The organism is Lysinibacillus sp. FW301-JW8, assembly GCF_058788755.1.
Genome location: NZ_JBYTBB010000090.1, coordinates 1 through 19,021 on the forward strand (window position 1 = coordinate 1; position 19,021 = coordinate 19,021).

Below are 19,021 nucleotides of genomic sequence, written 5' to 3' on the forward strand. Positions count from 1 at the left end.
GGAAGCGGCTCGTCGCTCGCCCACAGGAAGCCTTGCTCTGCGCGAAAGCGAAGCGTCAGCGGCAAAGCGAGTAGCCTAGAACGGAAATCACCTTCATTTTGACTAAATATTCACAAAGAGTCCCTTGACTATTTAATTTTTCAACACTAAGCCATCTATCTCGATAGATGGCTTAATTTTATGAAATAAATAATTTAAAACTCTTGTTTATACAGTGAATATCGAGGTTGAATTTTATTTCTTATACAACATTTCAATGTGCTCTATACCATCTTCCATGTAAACTTCTGACACAGGTTCAAATCCTAAATCATTGTAAAATTTCAACAAATAGGCCTGTGCAGAAATCCTAATAGCTTTTTCTCCCATACTATCTGTCACAAAATTTATAGCATTTTGAACCAATTTCTTAGAAATGCCTTTCTTTCGATGCTCTGCTTTTGTCAGAACTCGGCCAATTGCTACTTCAGAATATGAAATATTTGGAGGTAGTATCCTTAAATAAGCTACTATTTCAGAATTATCTTCAAAAAACAGATGATAAGATACTTCATCTTTTGAATCTAAATCTTGGAATATACATTGCTGCTCGACTACAAATACTTCTGCTCTTAATTTTAAAATTTCATATAATTCTTTTGTAGTTAATTGATTAAATTCTTTTACTTGCCAATTCATCATCTTGTTTGATTCTCCTTAACAAATTAAATTTAACACTAACTAAAGAGGTCAAAAGAACCTTATTAGTATTTGCTTAATATATACCCATTTTGTTGTATTTGCAACATAAAATATTATAACTTTCTTTGTTTTTAATACCTATTTTACCTTAGACCAAAAAAACAGGTGAACACTAAATAGAGATATGGGAAAAATATCGTTGCAAAAGTGGACACAAGAAGTTACTTTGTGACAATTGAATTGCCTGAGAATCAATTTGCCTTCCAGTTTTTATCAGGATTTGGTAATAAAATTAAAATTTTAAAGCCAAAAGGTTTCATTAATAAGTATTTAAACTTTTTGGAAGAAACAGTGCGGCTTTACAAATAAAATGGTCAAGAACGACAACAAGAGAATATTGATGAGTATCAAAGTTTTTTATGCAATTCTAATCCATTCCTCAATAATTAAAACTTTAAATACCTGTATCCAGTTTGCAAAATAAATCTCATAAAACATTGGAGAGCTTTAATTAATTATACTTAAAAAGCCTCATACCCATATAAAACACAAGAAAGCTGATGATTCTTGTGAAAATCATCAGCTTTTCTCATTTTAACCCTCAAATTGTATTATTGTGATAATGCGATTTGTATGTGGGCTAAGTGATGCTCTTCGTGCCAAGCTAACTTTGCCATTTTTGTTGCAACTGTTATTTTACCGTTTGTCTGGTGAGTAAAGACTCGATCTAATTGAACTTCAGTTAAATTATTTCCTAAAAATACGATACGCTCATTTATACCTTCTAACATTTTAATAGAGGTTTCTACAGGAAGCATTGTATCCGGTTGAATCGCCCACTTTTCTTCATCAAAAGCTGGTACTATTGGGTTCTCATCTGTTAAAGCTAGCTTCAAACGTTGATACATGTTCAACTGAGAATCTGCGATATGATGAACAAGTTGACGAACTGTCCAGCCACCATCACGATAGGTTCTGTTTAATTCCTCTTCATTTAAAGAGCTCACTGTTTCTCTTAAACGAGTCGTGTAAGTTTCGATTTTCTTGAGCCATTCTTGTATATTTTCAAATGTTACTTTTTCAGGAACTTGTAGTTTGCCAATTGGGTATCTTACATCCATTTTTAATCCCCTTTTCCCTATTTATTATCCTGATGGTCATTATTCTTTTGTTTATTTATTTCACCGATAATAATAGATAAAAACTATAACACTTTAAAAATATATTGATTTAGACCATGAAGAAAAAGTGCTACATGTTACATATTGTAACGTTTTGTAGTCTCGTACATTAATTTGTTACTTCTTTCTCTTCCATTAACATTGTCCCTTTTTCTATTAGGTTTGTATGGAAAGAGAAAGCTTTATTAAGAATGTGTGGTGTATGACCACCGACTTTCTCTTTTGCTTCTTCAAAGTAAGCACGTAATTGAGATCTATACTTAGGATGTGCGATTTCGATTAGCTTTTCTGCTCTCTTCACAGGTGGAAGCCCACGAAGATCAGCATATCCCTGCTCTGTCACTATTACATCTACATCATGCTCTGTATGGTCAATATGCGATACGAAAGGAACGATCGTTGAAATCGCCCCGTCTTTTGCTAGTGAAGACGTTACAAAGATGGTAATTCTAGCGTTTCTAGCAAAGTCCCCAGATCCACCAATACCATTCATAATTTTTGTACCGTTAATGTGAGTTGAATTGACGTTTCCGTAAATATCTACTTCTATTGCAGTGTTAAAAGAAATTACGCCTAAACGACGAATGACTTCTGGATTGTTCGAAATTTCTTGAGGTCTAAACATAATTTTATCTTTATATTTCTCTAAATCTTCTGCTAATGAATCAACACGCTTTTTCGAAAGTGAGAATGCAGTACCAGCTGCAAATTTAACGATACCAGCATCAATTAAATCAAAGACACCATCTTGCAATACCTCAGAAAACACTTCAAGATCTTTAAATTGGGAATTTTTCATGCCATTTAAAACTGCATTAGCTACAGATCCTACGCCAGATTGTAATGGAGCTAATGATTCTGGCAACTTTCCTTCTGCTACTTCACTGGCTAAGAAGTCTAATAAGTGATTGGCAATTTGTTGGGTTTCTTCGTTTGGCTCGAATAATGGTGAAGGAACATCAGGTTGCTCTGATAAAACAATTCCTTTTACTTTTTCTGGATTAATTTTGATTCCACTTTCTCCAATTCGATCTGAAACTTTGTAAATTGGAATTTCTCCACGCTCACCTTGATCTTTCTGTACAAAAATATCATGAAGACCTTCGTATGCTTTAGGTGCCGTAGTATTGATTTCAATGATAACGTTTTCAGCTTTTTCCACAAAAATCGGTGAATTTCCTACAGAACCAGTTGGAATAATATAACCTTCTTCAGTAATTCCAGCTGCTTCGATAATTGCATAATCAATTTTTCCTAATGTTCCTTTTCTTACTTCTTCCGCTGTATGTGATAAATGTTGATCAATGTAGTATATTTCACCTTTGTTGATTTTCCCACGCATTACAGAGTTTCCTTGGTATGGAACACGTAAGTTAATGATTTCTGCCTCAGCCATTGATTGGTCAGCAGTTGGTCCTAACGAAGCACCGGTATATAAGTTGACTTTGAAGTTTTCGTTCTTACCACGCTTAGAAAGTGCAAGTGGAAATTCTTTTGGCTCACCAAATAGTGTAAATCCACTCATCCCAAGGTTCATTCCGTCTTCAATCCAAGAAGCTGCTTCCTCAGCTGAAACAACTTTGTCCAAAAATGCTTTACTTCTAATGAATTGGCTTAAATCTTTTTGCATTAACAATCACCTCATAATAGTTTTGTATTACTTTTTTACTTTGTAAATTTTGGGGGTAAAAAATGCATATCATTATTGCCAATCAAAACTCACCTTACAATATATTCAAATGCATGAGCTTCTTGTCTATATTGTAAAAAGAACTTAACTGTTCGTCTATCACATGATTTCTATGATAATGATAGAAAAAAACTATAATATATAATTATGCAAAGAATTAATCGCTTATTAAACCTTGTATTTGTAAACTTAATTTTGGTAATCGGCAATTATGGGTATAAAAAATAGCCTCTAACAAATCAACTTTATAATTAAGAACACTTTGCTCAACAGACTTACATTCCCTATCGATACATACACATCAACATCTGGATTTTCTAGTTTATAAGCAGCAATTAATGGCAGGAGGCTTAATAGTTATGTCCAATACATTAAGAATGCCTTATAATGCGTTAAGAATGGGAATCTATATTCGAGTATCTACTAAATTACAAGAAAATAAATATACTCTTCATGCTCAAATTACAGTATAAACTTGTTCCATGGTTGGACAAGGCACAATAATCTCCTTCCAGATTCAAAAAAATAAGAATAAGAGCGATGTCGAGTCTATGTGTCAGTTCGACTATTCTATCCGTCTCTATTCAAAAGCAGGCTTAGGATTTCCCCTAGCCTGCTTTTGCTATTTGTTATTCTGAAAGCTGCTCATTCTCATCTTCATCAATAAAATATGCATGAGATTTCGCTGCTTCCTCAATTTCTTTGAATGCCCAGTGTGTTGCTTTTACATCTGGGAAGCTTGGTGTTGTTACGCCTTGCAGTGGACCACGTTCAAACATGCGGTTCATCATCACTACAGCTTGAGCACGTGTTAAATGCTCATCTGGCGCAAAGCTACCATCCTGACGACCATTAATGATGCCTGCCACACGGTTCGCTTCGATTATCCACTGTGCCCAATGACCTTTTGTATCATTGAATGTAATGGCTAGATTCTCTTCGATAGGCAGTTGCTTATAGTTCGCTACTACAGTCGCCATTTGTGCACGTGTAATGTTTTCACTGGCACGGAAGTTACCATTGACGTCGCCATTCATAATGCCACGCTCTTTCACAAAGGCAATGGCACCCGCTGCGTAATGATCACTTGGAATATCCTTGAATGGTGCAGTGTTTACTGTACCATCTGTATAGCCTAAAATGCGTGCAATCATTGTTACCACTTGAGCACGTGTAACGTTTTTCTCGGGACCGAATGTGCCATCTGGGAAGCCTTTAATGTACGATTCATGCTCTTTTACTTCCAGAGATGGTTTTGTTTCTTCTTCCTTATTCACCTGAATAATTGTGAACGTACTGAACTTCTCCACTGTAAAGCGTAAACCTAGCTCACCCTTCGTCATTGTTACCACTTCAGGGATAACCACTTTCTTCTCCCCATCGGAGTGTTCAATAAATACCGCTAATTGCTTCAGGAATGCCTCACGTTCTTTTGCATCTGTAGGGATTTTCACGCCTTTTAATGGCAGCGTTACCTGTACAGGACGACTTGGCATGTTTGTTTCAATCGTCATTGGGCGTGCTACCACATGTACATCATTGCTTTGCAGTGCCTCCCGTACTACGCGCTCTGCACGTGCACGTTCTTCAATGGCTTGACGCTCACTTTCCTTTTTCACTGGTACTAAACGGAAGTAGAACTTATCGTCAATACCCTCCATTGAGCTATGTGGAATCGCAATAAGTCCATTCTCTGTAGCAATTTCCAACGATAATCCATTTTCACGTAGTAATTGTAGAGATTGCTTCGGAATTTCTACAATTACTTTACCTACTTCATCATGGACATCTGGAATAACAATACGAACAATGTTATTGCCAATTTGTTTCGCTTTTTCTATCGCTACCTTCGCATTTGCTTCTAATAAGGCCACGAAGTCTGTGATTTCACCATTGGCATGTTTTGTACGCTCAATTTCCACTGTTGTTGTTTCCAGTGGGTTAGCACCATCAATTTCTAATGCCACTTGGATTTTCGATGTTGTCGTGCCTGAGTTAGTTGGTGGTGGTGTTGGCCATGAATTTGGCGTCGGGTACGGAGTTATAGGAGCTACTGGCGTCACCACACTTGATGCCACAGATTCTCCACTACTTCCTACACCATTTTTTGCGAATACTTTAAATGTATACGCTGCCCCGTTCGTTAAGCCTGTTACTATGATTGGATTTGACGCCCCTGTTTTCGCTAACGTTGGCTGTTCTACTCCAGCTACATACACTTTGACTGTGTATCCCGTAATCGCACTGCCTCCATTGTTCGTTGGGGCATCGAAGCTCACTGTTGCTTGGCTGTCTCCTGCTGTTGCCATCACATTCGTGGGCACCCCAGGGGCTGTTACTGAAACCGTTTTGACAACTTGTGTAACTGTAAACGTCATGGGTGTGAGATTCGTTGCACTTACTGTCACTGTAGCCGTATAGGCTCCTGCCGCTAAACCATCCTTCGCCTTCACCGTAAACGTTGTACTGCCTGAACTTGATAAGCTTGTCGCTATCGGTTGCGTGATCTCAAAGCTACTTGCATTGGTGCCGCTTAACGCAACGGCTACATTCGCCATGCTTCCTGTTCCGGTATTCGTAATCGTTAACGTCTTGGTTTCTTGTGTACCACTCGTATAACCCGTTGTCAGTGCGGTAAACGTTTGATTACCAATTGCATTAATCGTATACGTTGGTACTGCATTGACCTCTTGTGTAACCGTAAATGTCACGGGGGTTAGGTTCGTTGCACTTACTGTCACGGTTGCTGTATAGGTTCCTGTTGCTAAGCCATCCTTCGCTTTCACCGTAAACGTAGTACTCCCTGGACTTGGTAAGCTTGTCGCTATTGGTTGTGTGATGTCAAAATCACTTGCATTGGTGCCGCTTAACGCTACGCCTACATTCGTCAAGTTGCCTGTTCCGGTATTCGTAATTGTTAACGTCTTCGTTTCTTGTGTACCATTCATATAGCCTGTTGTCAGTGCTGTATACGATTGATTGCCAATTGCATCAATCGTATAAGTTGGTGCCGCATTGACCACCTGTGTGACCGTAAACGTTACTGGTGTTAGATTCGTGGCACTTACTGTCACTGTAGCCGTATAGGTTCCTGCTGCTAAGCCATCTTTCGCTTTCACTGTAAACGTTGTGTTGCTGGCACTTGGTAAGCCTGTCACTAACGGTTGCGTGATCTCAAAGCTACTCGCATTGGGGCCGCTTAACCCGACTGCTACATTTGACAAGTTGCCTGTTCCGGTATTCGTAATTGTTAATGGCTTGGTTTCTTGTGTGCTGTTTGGATAACCAGCTGTTAGCGAAGTGAACGTTTGATCGCCAATTGCACCAATCGTGTACGTTGGCGCTGCATTAACCACCTGTGTCACCGTAAATGTCACTGGTGTTAGATTCGTTGCACTTACTGTCACTGTAGCCGTATAGGTTCCTGCTGCTAAGCCATCCTTCGCTTTCACTGTAAACGTTGTGTTACCGGCACTTGGTAAGCTTGTCGCTATTGGTTGCGTGATCTCAAAGCTACCCGCATTGGGGCCGCTTAACCCGACTGCTACATTTGACAAGTTGCCTGTTCCGGTATTCGTAATTGTTAATGGCTTGGTTTCTTGTGTGCTGTTTGGATAACCAGCTGTTAGCGCAGTGAACGTTTGATTGCCAATTGCACCAATCGTGTACGTTGGCGCTGCATTAACCACCTGTGTCACCGTAAATGTCACAGGGGTTAGGTTCGTTGCACTTACTGTCACTGTAGCTGTATAGGTTCCTGCCGCTAAACCATCCTTCGACTTCACCGTAAACGTCGTACTGCCTGAACTTGATAAGCTTGTCGTTATCGGTTGCGTGATTTCAAAGCTACTCGCATTGGTTCCGCTTAACGCAACGGCTACATCCGCCAAGTTTCCTGTTCCAGTATTCGTAATCGTTAACGTCTTCGTTTCTTGTGTACCACTTGTATAACCCGTTGTCAGTACGGTAAACGTTTGATTGCCAATTGCACCAATCGTATACGTTGGTGCTGCTGCTCTAGTAACCGTAATCGTATACGTTTTTGTTGTTCCATCTTCCGCTTTTACAACCGTGGAAATCGTGTTAGATCCTACAAATAAAGAAATATTTCCCCCTACACCACTTATCGCTGAAGCACCATTCAATGTTAATGTAGACAAACTATCACCTATAGTTGGTGTAACAGTAATCGAAGAAACAGCATTTGGAACGCTTGCTGTATAACTTGTTGTACCAGAACTAAAGGCTGGTGAAAGGGTTCCTGCTGATAAAGTTAAATTGCTTAAATTAGCATTATCACTTAATGAAAGTGTTATAAAAGTTTTATCTGAACCATAACTTGTTCCTTGTGCATTCGTTGCAAATGCTCGATAATGATACGTTGTATTCGGCTGTAAACTAGAAAGATCTGCATTAAAAGTACCTGTTGTTCCTGATACAGTCACTTTCCCATTAGCAGTAGTTGGATTAGCACTCGTTCCAAATACTATGCCACGTTCGGTAATTGAAGCATTCCCATCTGATGTAACATTTCCCAAAAGTGTGACAGTTTTTGCTTTTAAGCTAGTATATGAGTCTGTTGTAACGGTTGGCGCATTAGCAGGTATAACTGTCGTCACTGACTGCATCGTATAGACACTTTTATTCCCTGCTGCATCTTTTACAATAATATTAAAATAATAAGTTGTACTTGGTGATAAATCCGTTACATTAATCGTTGCTAAATCTTTTGAGAATCCATTTCCTAATGCCATACCGTTTGCTTCGATATTGCTGACAGTATCAATATTATTACTGCTAGATTGATAGACACGATACTCTAAATCATTTTGAGCCGTAATATTATCCGTTGCTTTCGTCCAGTCTAACCTAATGCCTGACGAGCTGATATTTGAAACACTAATCGTTCCGTCTGATATTGTAGGTGATATAGAATCTGGAGCAGTAGCACTCACATTGGCAATTGTGATGTTTTCAAAATTTAAGTTTGATGGAGCTGTATTTTGGCCATTTATAGCTGCATCAAATTGCCATGTGATTTCTAAAGATGCTACCCCATGGTAATTAAATTCAGTGCTTCCATTTAAAAGCGTGCTCAATTTATGGATGTCTTGATATCCAGAAATCTCCTTGTTACTAGAGATTGCATGTGATCCAAGAGTACCTCCATTCGTATCTTTTACAACTAATGAAAGTTTATTAAATGTGAGTTTAGAAAGGTTTGGATAAAGACTTAATCCTAAGTCCTTAAACGTGAATGTTTTACAAACATTTCCTCCCTCAGCCTTAATAATTAGAGTTTCCTGAGCCTTGTCTGTAAAATTAGTTGTATACAACTGTGTCGTTCCTGGATCAATTGTAAAACCATTGTTTATAACAAACTTATCCGAGAAAGTTGCAAAACCTGCACCTGCACTGTTATAAGCTCCAACAGTTCCATCGAAATCATACATACCATCAGCAGTTCCATTTGCAGTAGCCTGTACTTCTATCACAGGAGCATAGCCAATTGAAGCTATGGTAAAAATTATTACGAGTAAAATATGAAAATAAAATCTCATTTTTTCACGTAAAGTTCTAACTCCATTTTTGCCTTTCTTTAAAGTCTTGGATAGATTCATAGTTCCACCCTTTCGAAATTCTTTTTATCCTCTAGATGGAAACTCACCCTGTAAGCAAATAATATAATTCATCACTAAGAAGGGCTGCATATTATTATGCGGCTCACTCCCGCCTGTCACACCTAATACTAGTGGGTTCATTTGAACGTCTGGATTGGTACCATACAACGGTGGCTGCGTAGGTGGTCTCCCAGCCCCTACCCCCTCAGCCCAAAGACAATTAGTCGGATTTCCCGATGTTCCAGCTCCTTGTATAGCTCTTGGTGTATGAGTATGAGCAGGTATTTGTGACTGCAAAAGTGTCACAGTTTGTTCACCAACCACTTGACCAACCTGTCGTGGCGTTAATCCCGTTCCAGCCCCTTGATTCACTGGTGCTGATCCTATCATATTCGGTAACGCAAAAGTTGTTTTACCATCCCCACCATACTGGATACCTAATATTGCATATAGAGCTGAATTTTGCTGAATACTCATCAATTGACCGTTACATAACGCCCACCCTTTCGGCGCAAAGTTTCCTGTAAAAATTCTTATTTCGCCTATATATGCGTCTGCCATTTGTACCACCTCCTTCTACTTAATTTCTTGATGGATAGATACCTTGAATAGCAATACAAAAACGTACGGCTAAATAAGGTTGCATATTATTATGTGTTTGTCCGCCCCCAGCGGTAGATAATGCTGCTGAATTCATAGTTACTACGGTTGTATTAGATGCATATAAGTTACCCATATTCGCCCATACATTCCCTTGAGGAGAAGTTGCACTTGCAGGGCTAGATGAGCCATAAACTTGATGAGTATGTTGAGGCATTTCATTCGTTGTTAAAGTATGGGTCTCTTCACCCGCCTTTGTTCCTAATGGTAATGAAGGACTAACATGGATTGGTACGCGTCCGCGCAAATCTGGTAAAGCAAATGTATTTACACCATCCCCTCCATAAACCGTACCTAATAGCGAGTATAGCGCTTGATTCTGATTAATAGAGAGCAATTGCCCTTCACAAGATAACCAGCCTCTTGGTGCATAATGAATCGAAAATAATCGAACTTCACCTAAATATGGTTCTGCCATTTAAATCCACCTCTATTCTTAAATTTATGACTGGGGAGGAAAATATCCATATAACGAAATAATGAAAGAAATAGCTACTGATGGCATCATATTGTCATGTGGTTGATTGTTACCCGCAGACGAAATAGCAGTTGCATTCATTTCAACTGGTGTTAACGGATTCCCAGCACCATCTGTATCATTTGAATAGTTAGAATATCCGCTTGTCTCTGCCCACAGCACATTACTTGGCGATGGCGTATCTCCAACAGCAGTAGTTGCCTGAACAGCGTGTGTATGATTTGGTATTTGATTCGCAGTTAACATCACCGTCTCTGTACCACCTACAGCACCTAAACTGTACTGCGGACTAACATGAATAGGAACACGTCCCATTAAATCTGGCAACCCGAAAGTAGTTCGGCCATCCCCTCCATATGTCGTTCCTAATAAAGCAAACAGTGCTTCATTTTCTGAAATGCTAAGTATTTGACCATTGCAGAAAGCCCAGCCTTGGGGAGCAAAGTTTCCTGCAAACATACGGATTTCTCCTAAATACGACTCACTCATTTTTTCTCACCTCCCTTCATTTTAACTGAAAATTCAATCTTTTTATCAAATGGCTCAAACTTCATGGCAATATAAGGAGCGGTTTCTCCTGTAACATAAAATCCACATCGTTCATATAGATGCCTAGCAGGATTTCCCTGCAATACATGAAGTGTAACGGACATTTTTTGATTAGCTGCACTGCTTTGCAATTGCTTTAATACCTTAGTTCCGTAGCCTTTTCCTCTAAAATCAGGTAATAAAGAAATATCAATTAAATGAATATTCCCACTTTTAATTTCAGTCATCACCCGACCAATTTGCAATCCTTCATGATAAATAATTTCATGCTTTGCTTGTGGAAAATTGTGTTGATAAGATCTCTTTTGAGCTTCGTATTGCATATGTAACAGAGCATGCAGCTGCTGTTCATCTAGTATCAACATTGAAAATTCATCTTTGCGCGTAGTAACATATAACTCAAAAAGAAACGCATCATCTTTGGATGCAACATTTCTAGTCTGCAACATAATACATCCCCATTTCATCATATAGTTTTAGTAATTAAATCTATAAAATTATGTTCCTACTTTTTAGAAGCATTATCTAAACATTCATCTTCTTTCCTGAAAATGTAAAAATTTTAATTTAATGAGAAAAGAATCCACAGAAAAGCTTAATCATTAAACGTTTCTTTGTGAAAATTGTATGCTCTCACTCCCTTCTTAAATAAGATTCTTTTTTACTTTACTTGATAAAGGTTAAAATAAGGTTAAAAAATTCAGTAAATATAAAAATTTACAATATTTTTTCCGGATATTAGCAGTAAATCTGTACAAGCTTAAATTTAAATGGCTATCCAATTATTTACGTAGAATTCTCCGCCTTGGGAAAGAGTGTCTAACTAATCAAATCCCTATAATCTAAAGGGATATTTGATTGCAACTTTTTACTTTATTTTAAATATCTATCTTTTTTAAATATCACAACTTTTTTTCAAAGCTTCACATAAGAAACAATTTATCAGCTGAGTCCCTAGTGTTATTGTTGGTCAGAAGTACCTGCTAAGGCGATGTAAAGAAATCCATCGACACTTAAACAAGATCACAATCGTCTCGGGCAGTTCCGTTATCTAAAGCCAAATAAATTTAGTTTTGAATTCAGATTCAATAGGATATAAACAATTAGGCAAGCATTAGTAAACCTCAAAGGGCTAGCAAATGGTAGGAAAATAGAAGAAGTAACTCAAATTAACTGTAAGATGATTTATAAATTAATAAAAAAGAGGGATTGAAGATTTAGTCCTATCCTCTCTCCCTCTATACTTAATAATAATAATTATTTAACATTTGAAGTAGTTTCACGACTTTACTTTTTACATTAATCATAGAGTCTTGTGTACCAATACAAGACGGACAGCCCGCCTCACAAGGACAGCTTATAACATGGTGCTGCGTTTTTGTTAATAAGTCCTCCCATAATTCATAGACCTCTTCACTTAATCTGATTCCTCCTGGACACTTGTCGTAAACAAAAAATGTTGGCAGCTCATTATGGGATGCTTTGACTTGTGGCACGACTGCTACATCGCTGCTAGTACATTGAATAAACAGTGGAATAAAGGCATTCATTGCATAGGCTACCCCAATCATTACCTCGGTCAATTCCGCCTCTGACCACTGTTCTGATAAATGAAGCGATAGCCAGGAGGCGCTTGTATGTATTCCATCTACTGGCTCATATTATCGTGTGTGCCGAAGCGTATTTTATTGAACTTCTCTTAAAGAGAATGAATTCACAAGATAAATATGTGATTGGTACGTCTTTGGATACCAGTTCACAACCAGCAAAAATAGAAATAGTTATCCCAGCTGTTACCGAGCTCATTGCGGGCATTATCTCGTGCTTTCATCTGTAATGCTTGTCGCTGTAAGTTCACTGTTGCTAGACCACTTCCAGCTGTCGCTGTGTTAACGCTCCTTCTAATACATTATTATGTTTATGAAATTATTCCACTTAAAAATCCTTTGTTGAGATAATGATTGCACGCGTAAAATTATGTCCACTTGTTGATACATCTCTCCAGTAATCTATATGGAAGCGATTTGAAGCTTGGCAGATAGTCCGATTGCTCCCTTTAATTCGCATGGAGAGAATAATAATAATTCACTTACATAAGAAGTATATTCTTTTATCGAGCCAGTTAAAGGCAAAAAAAACGATATGATGTTGGTTCCTTCAAATAGTTATTGAGGAAAAATCGAAGTATTGTTCATCTTATGAAAGAGAATAGTAATAGGTTAGAGATCCACTAATTATGCACATCGTTTTATTTAGTTTTCTAATGTTTAAACTCCAAACTGTTTTAAATGATGATCAAGGTGCTTGTATATCCCTTTACCCCATTGTTCTGAAGTAAGTTTCCCAAAAAAAGGATGCGGATGAGTTGTGCACCTCTCTGGTCCGTTATTTTGAAATGTAATAATTTTTTGTTTAAGCTTTTCTTTTTCTGTCTCAAATTCTCTATCATCTGCAATCAAAATGGTTGGAATAGTAGACATATTACGGGGCAATGTCTTGTCATTGTAAATGATTTGTTTTGCAAACCTCCCTACTATTATTCCTAACCAACTCCTTGGTGGGAAAGAATTTCCCATTGCAATGTCTTGGAAAGATGAACAATGCGCTAGCATTTGGGCAACATCCATTTTTCCCCAGTGTGGTTGTGAATTTGGACTCAGTTTGTCAATACGTTTTAAAACTTCTGCTGTATACATATGATTAAAAATATTTTTCATGAGTGTATATCCCCTTTAATTATAATGATTTAATCTTCTTAACTCATTTGACCCGATAATGGTAAAAGAAAACATGCCGTATATCAACACAGGATTTTTAATCAAACTTTATTATAAATGATCAATCTTTATTTTAAATAATCGAGTTTTGTTTAAAATTTATCAATCTTTTTATAAAACTACACAACTTGTAAAACTTGCTATTAAACATTGTCCATCTGCAATTTAATTCTCAAACATCAAGGGCAATTATTTTGTTTGAACATCATCATGTGCAAATATGGGATATTGTTGAAGATACACTACGTTTAATAGTTCCATTTTTCAAGTACTGCTTCAAAAATTCGAAGAGGATTAGGATCTATACCTTTTTGAAGATGGATGTTATAAAAGAGTTAGAAAAATAGTAGCCTCTTTTTGCAGAGAATTTATCTAATTGGGCAGTGCAATCACAGATATTGTTCAATTTGCTGTATGTACCAGTCTTGCACTCTTTGCAGCATTATAATCTCCTGATTGATTAAAGTTAAAGAAGTGTGGAATAGATCGAAAATTGGATTCTAAAAGCACAAATGCCTTTTAGGGGAGTAGAATACGATCCAAATGAAAAAGATATTATTCCAGATCAAACATGAATAAAAGTATTTTTAAATTAAGGTTGTTTAACTAAAGAATAGAACCATAATTCTTTTACCCGACTGTGGCCTTCATACAGTTGGGTCTTTTTTTTCTAAAAAAACATTCTTATTGTCTTTGGCATTTGCGGTCAGATAGCCTCCGTTTGGTAGAGCTAGTTCTATGAAGCAGATTTTTTGGCGCAAGGATTATGCCCACAAAGGCTTCGTGTCAAGCCACTTCATAACAAAATCACCCTTAAAAGAACTGTTCAAATTAGTGTTGACATTCCAAAACCGGATAAATTCGCCCCATTCTCTAAAAATGCAATGGCTTCCTATCCCTGAATCAGTACTCATAACAAATACCCTCTTACTGTTATATTCTCCAAACTTCACAACAATTTTCCTCACAGAAAGAAGTCATCTCAAGTTCAAGAATTGACTTCCCTAATAATTATTCTACTTTTAGTATTGAAGAATGTAGAATCATCCAATCCATCTCCGAGATTGGGAAACAACTGATTAACCATCTAGTGTCCTACTTCATACTTAAGCAAAAGTTAAATGAAGAATCATAATAGCAAATTGGACTAAAAATACTGAAAGGCTGGTGCATTTCCCTTGAAAATTTTAGAAACAGATCGACTGACCCTTCGCTTACAAACAACCGACGATGCGGCATTTATCCTTGAGCTAATGAACGACCCCTCTTGGTTGAAGTTCATAGGGGATCGAGGATTGAGAACAATAGAAGACTCAACTGCCTATATATTGAATGGACCAATTCGTATGTATGAAGAATTCGGTTTCGGTCTTTTTTTGGTGGAACGAAAAGGGGATCATGTACCTATTGGAATCTGCGGTCTTATAAAAAGAGATTCCTTAGAGGATGTGGATATTGGATTCGCCTTTCTTCCGAAGTATTGGTCAAAAGGATACGCCTATGAAGCAGCCTCTGCGACAATGACATATGGAAAAGATACGTTGGGGCTAAATCGCATTGTAGCGATTACTACTAAAGACAATCACGCTTCAGCCAAGCTTCTGAAGAGAATAGGATTGCAGTTTGAACGATTGGTTCGATTGCCTAATGATCCTGAAGAACTTAAACTATTTGCCCATGATAGAAAAAATGAAAAGCATATAAATAACCATCTAGAATCATACGATACAAAAAAGATTCTAGATCAATTAACTGCTACCTTTTTTGATGCATTTACCAATCGAAATGGAATTAAACCTAATTTACGTGTATTGCACGAATTATTTGTTCCGGAAGCTGTGATCATCAAAAATACGGATTCGTCTCCTATCATTTACAATCTTCAGCAGTTTATTGAGCCTCGTGAGAAACTATTGGGAGAAGGGCATTTGATTGACTTTAAGGAAGAAGAAACATACGAGAACACAGAGATTTTCGGCAATATCGCTCATCGCTTTAGTCTATACCGAAAATCTGGAGTGTTATCTGGCGAAGATTTTACTACAATGGGCATGAAAACTATACAATTTATTCACACTCCTAGCGGTTGGAAAATTAGTTCAGTGGCTTGGGATGATGAAAGAAGTGGCTTAACTATTCCAGAGAAATATCGAAAATAACCACTCTTACAGAAGACTCTCCGTTTAAGGGAGTCTTTTTTTCAATTGCTATTATCTTTGTATGAAAGTGTAACATTTTAAAAAAGATTGATTAAAATTTCCCAACAAACCTCAATTTTAGGATCAAAATAAGAGCGCCATTGAATTAATAAAAGAAGAGGGATTTGTCCAAATTCCCTCCCCTCTTATATAATTGAAGCGCAAACTTTAATCCTATAGGGATAGTTAACCAAAGCAGAAAGTTGCTCAATATAATTTTATAATAAGAGGCATTTTCCAATTGGTCTTTAGACACAAATCTCCACATCAATAGTAACCCAAAAGCCCATATTGGTATGATTAAAAAGAACTCTGGTTATTATAAAGCACTTTATTACATATGTGCGACACCAAAAAGTATCGCCATTGATATAAAACAAACAATTAGTAGACTATATAAGCTTAAGACGATTGTTTTCATTCTTCCTTTTTCACTAAATATCGCTAATAAAATGGATACTCTTTCATCAACTATTAAAAAGTTTGTTCCTGCCATACCAGAAACTTTTCCTACCATAAAAAATTTCATAATAAGGGCATTATAATTAAACGTCACCAGGTTGAAATGAAGCTTAGCTTTTCTCCCTGTTCTATGATGGACATTGTTTAACTGAAAATATTCTTTTAAATAGGCATTCACACGTTCTACAACGGTACGTACTTTATAGAGTTGTTTCCAACGTTCAGAACACGTGCTGGATATGTAAATTTCCGTAAATCATTGTCACACTTGATTTTGAAAACCTTCTGGCAGAGAGAATCATTACGTAATGGACATTATGAGGGCTTTGACCGCATGACAGATGACGGATTTTTCTTTGTCTCACGCTTACTTTGCGGATGAAATGATTCTGATTGGTAACACACGTAACACTTTTCAAAAATTCTTGAATGGTGTTACGTGTGTTGCTGTTTAATTTTATACGTATATACGATTGTATTGTTTATAAAGTACTCAATTTTGTATCTCAAACCGTAAGAAGGTTGAATTGGTGCAGCTTGGAGTGGATTAATTACTCTATGTACTCAAATTCATGTCTCCAATGTACTTAAATTTGTGTCCTCGTACATCTTGCATATTCAATTATCATACGCTCATGACCCTCTATATGTATTTTTAATTTCATTTATTATACAACATAAAATTGAACAATTTAAAAGTGCATGATTACTGACTTTGTTCATGTTCGTTCTAAGCCTACTTAATGAACATTTTCTGAAATGATAATTAGTTTAATTAATAAAAAAATTATCCTTTTTGTTAAATATAGTTAATTATTCTATTTTTTATCCGATGATTATAGTGTGTTACAAATAATGTAAAAGAAGAAGTTGTATATAATTTTACAAGCTGTTGGAATTTTAACAAGTGGCTTGTTGGGGCTAAATACAACTGAAGCTTCAGAAGTAGAAAAAGATATGCTTGAAGTAAATCCATTAATTGATAATCTAAAAACAAAACATCCTGATTGGGCAATTACATTAGTAACTTCAGATGAGGCTGCTAAAATTAAAGAAGAAGTAAAAAATAGTCCAGTTCTAAGAGGTCCAGCACCACCATTAACAGCTCTTTATATTGACAAAGTAGCATCTCAAGTTGGAACAATCAATGAACAAATTGAGAATATTGGCTTACAGCAAACTTCTCACGCAGTTTCAGGCACTGTTGCTGTAGCAGTTATGCAAGTTGGTTATGGAAGTGAAAATCAATGGTTAGATTATGAACGTATTACTTATCAAAATCGTGATTATAAAATTAATGTTGCTTCCATAGATTTTAATAATGACAGAATTATAGATGGGTTTTATTATACAGTAACTTTTAATTCAGACTTAAAAATCTCAAGTGGAACTTCTGCATTATATAAGTTTAATTGTACTTCAAGTAGTTACCCTTGGAATACCATTGAAAGAACTATAAATATTCCACATTTATAATTTCGAAATCCATTGAAGAGAGGTGTATTTAAAAATGGTTTCTATGGAAGAGATGAGTATAAGGTTAATTATCCTTCAAGGAGCTTACGGATATAAAGGTTTTACTGAAAAAATTGGCGAGAATATGTATAAAAATGATGTGAAAGCTTTTCAAGAAACAATAGAAAATGCCAAAGAACCGATTGATGCTAGTAAAGTTTCAAAGTTATCATCTGATCAAATTAATGTATTACAAGGTGCACCAAGTGGTAGTTGGTTAATTCCTTTACTGAATAGAATGGGACAATTAGGGATGATGGATTTACGTGAGGGACTAGTCAACCCTAAAGTATTCCAGTATACTTCGACAATGCATGCTTATAAAAGATCCATTTAAGTTAAGTGAAAATAAAAAGCATTAACGATAGGGATTTATCCTTTCTTGTTAATGCTTTTTCATTTGTTATGTAACCTTTAATAGTATTGATTAAAAGCATACTGCTAACATCAGGTCTATAGAATAGAAGAAGCTCACCTAAAATCCTCCTATCAAACATGCCAGGGACATTAGTTGATATTTGTAAAATGACTTTACACTTTTATTAAATATACAGTAAAACTATGCATCAAGATTTCCACGTAGGTAATCATAATCTACAGTGTTGATATTACTGGCTTCAAAGCGATTTTTGTCATCTTCTTGTATGATATTTATATAACCATAGATTATTTTATACTAACATAAAAGGACCAGTTGTCTGAAGTGGTCCTTTTAATATCAACGAATTATTAAACTTCTACATCTAAATCTTCAACAAATATAATTCCACGTCTACCATTATCAAGGAATTTCACATTTACCCTAAGTCCATATTTCACATTGTTTTCATCCTCTTTTTTAAAATTTATAACTTTAACTTTTCTTTCAAAGTGCTTTAACCTTTTATTAGTTACTTTCAGTTCACTTCCAATTGTAATAACAAGAGTTGATGCAATAATACTATTTTCATATCTTAAAACTTTAACCTTTTCTATTTCTCCATTTTCATCATAGTATCTTTTAATCTCACTTACTAACATGGTTCTATCTTCTCCTCTTCTGCTATCCATCCTCAAATAATTTATCCAAGTTTAGTTTAGTTTATTTTTTATTATATACATTCGCAATAAAATTCCCTAAAATGGAAATATAAAGGGAGCATTCCTGTTAGAAACGTTTTCGGGGACTTGAAATAAAAAAAGCCCTCTTGTATGATGCTTGAGTATCAA

At 36.3% G+C, this 19,021-nt stretch carries 14 protein-coding genes and 2 pseudogenes; 3 read left to right on the top strand and 13 right to left on the bottom strand.

The window, feature by feature from the left end; genetic code table 11:
- Positions 1-234: 234 nt before the first annotated feature.
- The 10 genes from AC3WOM_RS24210 to AC3WOM_RS24255 form a co-directional block, all read right to left on the bottom strand.
- Entirely contained in the window at positions 235-681 is a 447-nt protein-coding gene (locus AC3WOM_RS24210; protein ID WP_427547661.1) for a GNAT family N-acetyltransferase, read from the bottom strand.
- 611 nt (positions 682-1,292) lie between these two features.
- Positions 1,293-1,802, bottom strand: coding sequence for a YfiT family bacillithiol transferase (locus tag AC3WOM_RS24215; protein ID WP_427547663.1), 510 nt, complete (start codon positions 1,800-1,802; stop codon positions 1,293-1,295).
- Between the two features lie 169 nt (positions 1,803-1,971).
- Positions 1,972-3,492: a succinyl-CoA:acetate CoA-transferase ScpC gene (gene scpC, locus AC3WOM_RS24220; protein WP_427547665.1), complete on the bottom strand. Its 1,521-nt coding sequence runs from the start codon at positions 3,490-3,492 to the stop codon at positions 1,972-1,974.
- 689 nt (positions 3,493-4,181) lie between these two features.
- A complete protein-coding gene (locus AC3WOM_RS24225; protein ID WP_492448718.1) occupies positions 4,182-9,173 on the bottom strand; it encodes an S-layer homology domain-containing protein in 4,992 nt (1,663 codons plus the stop codon).
- Positions 9,174-9,197: 24 nt separating this feature from the next.
- Positions 9,198-9,734: a phage tail protein gene (locus AC3WOM_RS24230; RefSeq protein ID WP_427547669.1), complete on the bottom strand. Its 537-nt coding sequence runs from the start codon at positions 9,732-9,734 to the stop codon at positions 9,198-9,200.
- Positions 9,735-9,753: 19 nt separating this feature from the next.
- Entirely contained in the window at positions 9,754-10,251 is a 498-nt protein-coding gene (locus AC3WOM_RS24235; protein WP_492448719.1) for a phage tail protein, read from the bottom strand.
- Between the two features lie 24 nt (positions 10,252-10,275).
- A complete protein-coding gene (locus tag AC3WOM_RS24240) occupies positions 10,276-10,800 on the bottom strand; it encodes a phage tail protein (protein ID WP_492448720.1) in 525 nt (174 codons plus the stop codon).
- Positions 10,797-11,309, bottom strand: coding sequence for a GNAT family N-acetyltransferase (locus AC3WOM_RS24245; RefSeq protein WP_492448721.1), 513 nt, complete (start codon positions 11,307-11,309; stop codon positions 10,797-10,799). Before AC3WOM_RS24245 ends, AC3WOM_RS24240 begins: the two co-directional genes overlap by 4 nt.
- Before the next feature lie 795 nt (positions 11,310-12,104).
- Positions 12,105-12,443 (bottom strand): Zn-binding domain-containing protein, encoded by a 339-nt coding sequence (locus AC3WOM_RS24250; protein ID WP_427547676.1) that lies wholly within the window; start codon positions 12,441-12,443, stop codon positions 12,105-12,107.
- Positions 12,444-13,127: 684 nt separating this feature from the next.
- The gene (locus AC3WOM_RS24255) at positions 13,128-13,577 is read right to left on the bottom strand and encodes a DUF1569 domain-containing protein (protein ID WP_427547678.1); all 450 of its coding nucleotides are present in this window, start codon (positions 13,575-13,577) and stop codon (positions 13,128-13,130) included.
- 1,238 nt (positions 13,578-14,815) lie between these two features.
- Between AC3WOM_RS24255 and AC3WOM_RS24260 the strand changes: the two are divergent.
- Positions 14,816-15,331, top strand: a pseudogene (locus AC3WOM_RS24260) (GNAT family N-acetyltransferase); the annotation flags it as partial.
- 838 nt (positions 15,332-16,169) lie between these two features.
- Here the strand turns inward: AC3WOM_RS24260 and AC3WOM_RS24265 are convergent.
- Both AC3WOM_RS24265 and AC3WOM_RS24270 read right to left on the bottom strand, forming a co-directional pair.
- Complete coding sequence (locus AC3WOM_RS24265) at positions 16,170-16,364, bottom strand: hypothetical protein (RefSeq protein ID WP_492448722.1); 195 nt, start codon at positions 16,362-16,364, stop codon at positions 16,170-16,172.
- Positions 16,365-16,370: 6 nt separating this feature from the next.
- Positions 16,371-16,612, bottom strand: a pseudogene (locus tag AC3WOM_RS24270) (transposase); the annotation flags it as partial.
- Between the two features lie 555 nt (positions 16,613-17,167).
- Between AC3WOM_RS24270 and AC3WOM_RS24275 the strand changes: the two are divergent.
- Both AC3WOM_RS24275 and AC3WOM_RS24280 read left to right on the top strand, forming a co-directional pair.
- Positions 17,168-17,773, top strand: a complete 606-nt coding sequence (locus AC3WOM_RS24275) for a DUF4879 domain-containing protein (protein ID WP_492448723.1) — start codon at positions 17,168-17,170, stop codon at positions 17,771-17,773.
- Between the two features lie 34 nt (positions 17,774-17,807).
- Positions 17,808-18,149, top strand: a complete 342-nt coding sequence (locus AC3WOM_RS24280) for a hypothetical protein (protein ID WP_427547688.1) — start codon at positions 17,808-17,810, stop codon at positions 18,147-18,149.
- Between the two features lie 392 nt (positions 18,150-18,541).
- Here AC3WOM_RS24280 and AC3WOM_RS24285 read toward each other — a convergent pair whose 3' ends face one another.
- Positions 18,542-18,832 carry a hypothetical protein gene (locus AC3WOM_RS24285; protein ID WP_427547690.1) on the bottom strand — a complete coding sequence of 97 codons (291 nt, stop codon included), beginning with the start codon at positions 18,830-18,832 and terminating at the stop codon, positions 18,542-18,544.
- Positions 18,833-19,021: the final 189 nt, after the last annotated feature.